4 protein-coding genes are annotated in these 4,646 nt (G+C 61.5%); 1 reads left to right on the top strand and 3 read right to left on the bottom strand.

Annotated features, from left to right (window positions below; all coding sequences use genetic code 11):
• Positions 1 to 253: 253 nt before the first annotated feature.
• Positions 254 to 697, bottom strand: a complete 444-nt coding sequence (locus tag CFE428DRAFT_RS32580) for a DUF5684 domain-containing protein (RefSeq protein WP_006984028.1) — start codon at positions 695 to 697, stop codon at positions 254 to 256.
• 129 nt (positions 698 to 826) lie between these two features.
• Positions 827 to 2,074 carry a two-component system sensor histidine kinase NtrB gene (locus tag CFE428DRAFT_RS32575; protein WP_006984027.1) on the bottom strand — a complete coding sequence of 416 codons (1,248 nt, stop codon included), beginning with the start codon at positions 2,072 to 2,074 and terminating at the stop codon, positions 827 to 829.
• A gap of 434 nt (positions 2,075 to 2,508) precedes the next feature.
• Here CFE428DRAFT_RS32575 and CFE428DRAFT_RS32570 point away from each other — a divergent pair, with 434 nt between their 5' ends.
• Positions 2,509 to 2,976 carry a hypothetical protein gene (locus tag CFE428DRAFT_RS32570; RefSeq protein ID WP_006984026.1) on the top strand — a complete coding sequence of 156 codons (468 nt, stop codon included), beginning with the start codon at positions 2,509 to 2,511 and terminating at the stop codon, positions 2,974 to 2,976.
• A gap of 212 nt (positions 2,977 to 3,188) precedes the next feature.
• Here CFE428DRAFT_RS32570 and ltrA read toward each other — a convergent pair whose 3' ends face one another.
• Positions 3,189 to 4,436, bottom strand: coding sequence for a group II intron reverse transcriptase/maturase (gene ltrA / locus CFE428DRAFT_RS32565; protein WP_006984025.1), 1,248 nt, complete (start codon positions 4,434 to 4,436; stop codon positions 3,189 to 3,191).
• Positions 4,437 to 4,646 lie beyond the last annotated feature (210 nt).

Here is a 4,646-nt window from a genome sequence, read left to right as displayed (position 1 = left end):
CTGGGCGTCGCTCCGCGACGCAGGGCGACCTGGAGATCGCCCCTCCCAGTGAGCCGCAGCCGAATTCCCGCCGTCCCTAAACCGACAAAAAGATGTGGGTAAAGATCAGCCCAAAAGGATGGCGCTACGCCCATTGGATTCGGTCGGCGACCTGGAGATCGCCGCTCCCAGAAACATCACGCGCCTGAGCGGATGCGGAACAAATCCGCCACCACTTCCCAAAGAAAAGAGCCGCGCTGGCAGGTCCGTGTCCTTAGACCGTCTTCGGACCGACGTAGGTGGCGCTGCCAAAGCCGAGGATCGGATAGAAAATGAACGGCAGGAAAATCATCCCGACCGCAAAACCGCCCCCTTTGCCAAAAGCCCTGGCCAACGAGACAGCAACCATAATCCCAACGACGAGGCTGACGATGGGAATGATCAGCAAAATAATCCACCAGAGCGGCTTCCCGGCGATCTTGAGCATGACGATCAGATTGTAGATGGGAATGATCGCCGCCCATCCGGGCTCGCCCGCCTTGGTGAACATCTTCCACAAGCCAGCGATCATCAAGACAGCAAGAACCAAAATGATCACACCCGACAGCGGTGAACTTTCGGCGGTGTGGATTTCCGTGGTCGAATCCTGAGCGACTGCACTGGCCGCGCTAAAAACGAGACCAAGCAGAGTGATCGGAAGGGAGAGGAATTGTTTCATCGGACTGGAGGGGGCGATTGTTAGGGGGACAAGAGGTCGAATCGCGTCGCACAATGACCGACCGAGTGTTTTTGTCGAGTATAAACAACGAACAGAAAACACGGTTTTTAACAATCTCTTACCCCGCCCCTACGTCCTCTCGCCCGCCTCCAGCATCCGGGCCACTTGATTCCGGAACGGCAGGCGAATGGTCAGGGTCAGGCCGTGCCCTTCATCGCTCGCCAGGTCGATCTCGCCGCCATGCTCGCGCACGATGCGGCGCACGATGAGCAACCCGAGGCCGCTGCCACTGGCTTTGGTCGTGAAATACGGCTCGAAGATCTTGCTCATGTTCTCCGGGGAAATTCCCCCGCCCGTGTCGGCAAAGCGGATTTTGACGAACGCGTCGTCCATGTCCGTGCGAATCCGCAGCAAGCCGCCGGATTTCATCGCCTGAAAGGAATTCTTGAGGACGTTGTAGAACGCCTGCTTGAGCTGGTTGCGATCCACTTCGACCAGCGGCAGGTCGCTGCGCAGCTCATGCTCCACGAGGACATTGCGATCCTCGATTTCCGGTTGCAGAAAGGCCACCGCCTCCTGGACCAGCGCATTCACATTTTCCAGCCGCGCCTCGAGCCGCGCGGGGCGGATCGCGCCGAGGAATTGCTGCACGATGGAATCCAGCCGCGTGATCTCTTCCTTGGCCACGTCGAGCGACTTTTGCAAATCCGCCCGCGCCGCCGCCGGCACCTTGCGCAGCTTGCGCTCCATGAGCTGCAGATGGATGTGCAGGGAGTTGAGCGGATTGCCGATCTCGTGCGCCACGCCCGCCGCGAGCAAGGTCAACGCGGTGAGCTTTTCCGATTGGATCGTCTCTTCCGTCGAGCGCCGCGTCTCGGTGATGTCCCGCAGGATGACCGCGTAACCCACGCGGTCCGGCCCATCCGTGCGCGGGCGTTTCCCCGGCACGGGATCGAGGCTCAGCGGCACGATGTAGAAATTCAGGAAGCGGTGTTGCGGATAAAACACCTCCATGTCGCGCGACACCACCTCACCCGCCTCCATGAGTTTCTCCCAATCGAGCCCGCGCAGCCGTTCCGCCAGCGGCTCGCCCATGCACTCCTCGCGTTCCAGGCCGAAGAGGGTGCAGGCCGAAGTGTTCAGGTAGGAAATTCGCCCGGCCACATCCGTCACGATGACGCCTTCGTGGATGGCATTGAAGATCGTCTCCAAAAACCCTTTCTCATCGGCCAGGCGGAGCAGATAGCCCTGTACATCCTCCGGGCGCACGCGCCCGAGGCGTTCGATGAGCTTGTCGAGAAACCCGGAATTCATGCCGCCCTTGTAGCCGGGACCATGCGGCCCGGCAACAGCGAGGCTGCGGCAGGTTTCGCTCACTGGGAGCGGCCACTTCCCAGTCGCCGACCCAAAAACCGACGGCGCGGAGCGCCCTCACTGCGGTCGAATAGGAGGAATAGGAAGGATGGGAATGATAGGAGTCCTATCCCTCCTATCCACATTGGCCGCTCTGAGCATTACCCACATCTTTTTGAGGTTTAGGGACAGCGGGGAAAATCGGCTGCGGCTCACTGGGAGGGGCGACTTTCCAGTCGCCCTGCGTCGCGGAGCGACGCCCCAAAGAATGGCGCTCCGCGCGTTTGTTCCGGTCGGCGACTGGAAAGTCGCCGCTCCCAAGGGAGCGAGTTCCAGTTCGAAACCGGTTTCTTGGGGAGCGCTCCGCTCAAGGATGACACCGAGAAAAACACCATTAGAATCCCATTAAACTCCGCCCCTCTTCGTTGCACAGACGCGAAGCATCGGTACCATTTGTCATGAAAGTCCATTATCTACCGCTGGCAGTCACCGCTGCGTTGGTGATGCACGCCGCCCCGTCCGCCGTCGCGACTCCTCTCTCCCTGCGAAGCCCGGAAATCGCCGATACCTACGCCGACAATTCGCTCCTCTGGCACCAACTCCGCTGGCTGCCCAATTCCCGCGAACTCGTCGCCACCCTCACCTTCAGCAATACCGACTACATCTCCCGCGTGGAACCGCGCCACGATGAGACGTTCAACTTCCCCCTGCCCGGCGTGAAATTCGATGCCAGAACCAATACGTTTTCCGTTCCAGGAAACCCAGCCATCCCCGTCGCCGTGCTGCACGCGGACCTCATCGGCCATAGCATCGACTTGCTGCCCACCGCCCGCCTGCTCGTCACCCATCATCCCCACGGCCGCGTGACCGTGCGCCTGCTGCCCAATCAGCCCGTCTCGGGTGGGCCATTGTGGGTCGAGCGGTAGAGCATTTTCGAAGTGAGTTATCGCTCGGAATGGAGCGACAGCGCCGAAAAACAAACCCCGTCATCTGTTCAGTCGTAGCCGCAAACGAAGTAAACAAGAGGTCGCCAAGCAGGAAACCCTGGATCGGGTCGCCCTGACGGGATTGCGCCCGTCAGGGCTCCCACACCACCGGACGTGCGGTTTTCCGCATCCGGCGGTTTCACCGCGGCGTTTTAACGCGCCAGCAGGACTGATGGCATGAGGTATCCATAACGACGCAGACTTGCCACGCTGATGGCCGCTTGCAGGGCGGGACTGCCCGCCATGCACCAAGCGCCTCGACTACTGCGGGCGCTGACCCAGTGGTGGCGGGAGATACCCAGGCGCTGGAACGCATGGAGTCGTCCCTGGGCGCAGTGCCACCGCTGCCAGTAGTATTTGCGAATGTGGCGGCGGATCCATCCATCCGCCCGCTTCACCCAGCGGACTTCTTCCGCCAGAGCAAAGTGGCTGCACCAGCCGCGCACATATTGGTTCCACTCTTCCCGCATCTCCTCGTTGCCGCGATGTCGCTGGGGCCGCCAGAGAGCACGCACCTTCTCTTGGAAGCGGGCCATGCTCTTTTGGGCGATTGCAATCACCCCTCGGGCGTTGATGCTGAACCCCAACAACCGGCGTCCTGTCGTCGGTCCCGTTCCGCTCTTGGTCTGGTTGACCTTCAAGCGCAGCTTCTTTTCGATCCAGCCGATGATGCTGGCGAGGACCCGTTGCGCGGCGGCGGCACTGCCTACATAGATGTTGCAGTCGTCCGCGTAGCGCACATAGGCCAGGCCGCGCCCTTCCAGTTCCCAGTCCAAAGGGTCGAGGTAGATGTTCGCCAGCAGGGGCGAGAGCGGCCCGCCTTGCGGCGTGCCTTCCTCGTTGTCCTGCACCACTCCGTTGACCATCACCCCGGCCTTCAGATACCGACCGATCAGGGTTCTGACTCTCACGTCGCTGACCGTCTCCCGCAGCCGGTGCATCAAAAGGTTGTGGTTGACCCGGTCGAAGAACTTTTCGATGTCCAGGTCGATCACGTAGCTTTTGCCCTCCTTCACGTAGGCTTGCGCCTGCCGCACCGCGTCGTGCGTGCTGCGTCCGGGTCGAAACCCATAGCTGCGTGCACTAAAGCGCGGCTCGTAGATCGGCGTGAGCACTTGCAAAAGCAGTTGCTGCACGAAGCGATCCATCACCGTGGGGATGCCCAGATCACGTTCTCCGCCTCCAGGCTTGGGGATCTTCGTCCGGAGGACCGGACTCGGAGTATACCGACCCGCCAGCAGTTTGGCCCGGATGGCCTCCCCGTGGCGTTGCAGGTGTTCCACGAGCTCGCTGCAGCGCATCCCGTCAATGCCGGGCGCACCGTCGTTGCTCACCACTGCTTTCCATGCCGTGTGCCAATTTTCCGGGCTCACGGCTTCCTCCATCAGTTGCTCGATCATGGCTTTCTGTCGCCGGCGCTCAACCAGCTCGACTCGACCCCGCCCGACGCCGCCCGCCCCGGCTCCACCGGTTCTGCCGCGCCGTGCCCGTCCGCAGTAGTGGCCGCAGTTGCCACGCCGCGCGTTCCAGAGGTCTCTCGCCTCGCTGGTTGGCTCCTGGTTGAGCCATGTTCGTTGGTGCTTCCGCCCTTCGCTCCTCCCGACTTTCGC

Source organism: Chthoniobacter flavus Ellin428 (genome assembly GCF_000173075.1).
Taxonomy (GTDB): domain Bacteria; phylum Verrucomicrobiota; class Verrucomicrobiia; order Chthoniobacterales; family Chthoniobacteraceae; genus Chthoniobacter; species Chthoniobacter flavus.
This window is presented reverse-complemented; position numbering and strand designations above follow the sequence as displayed.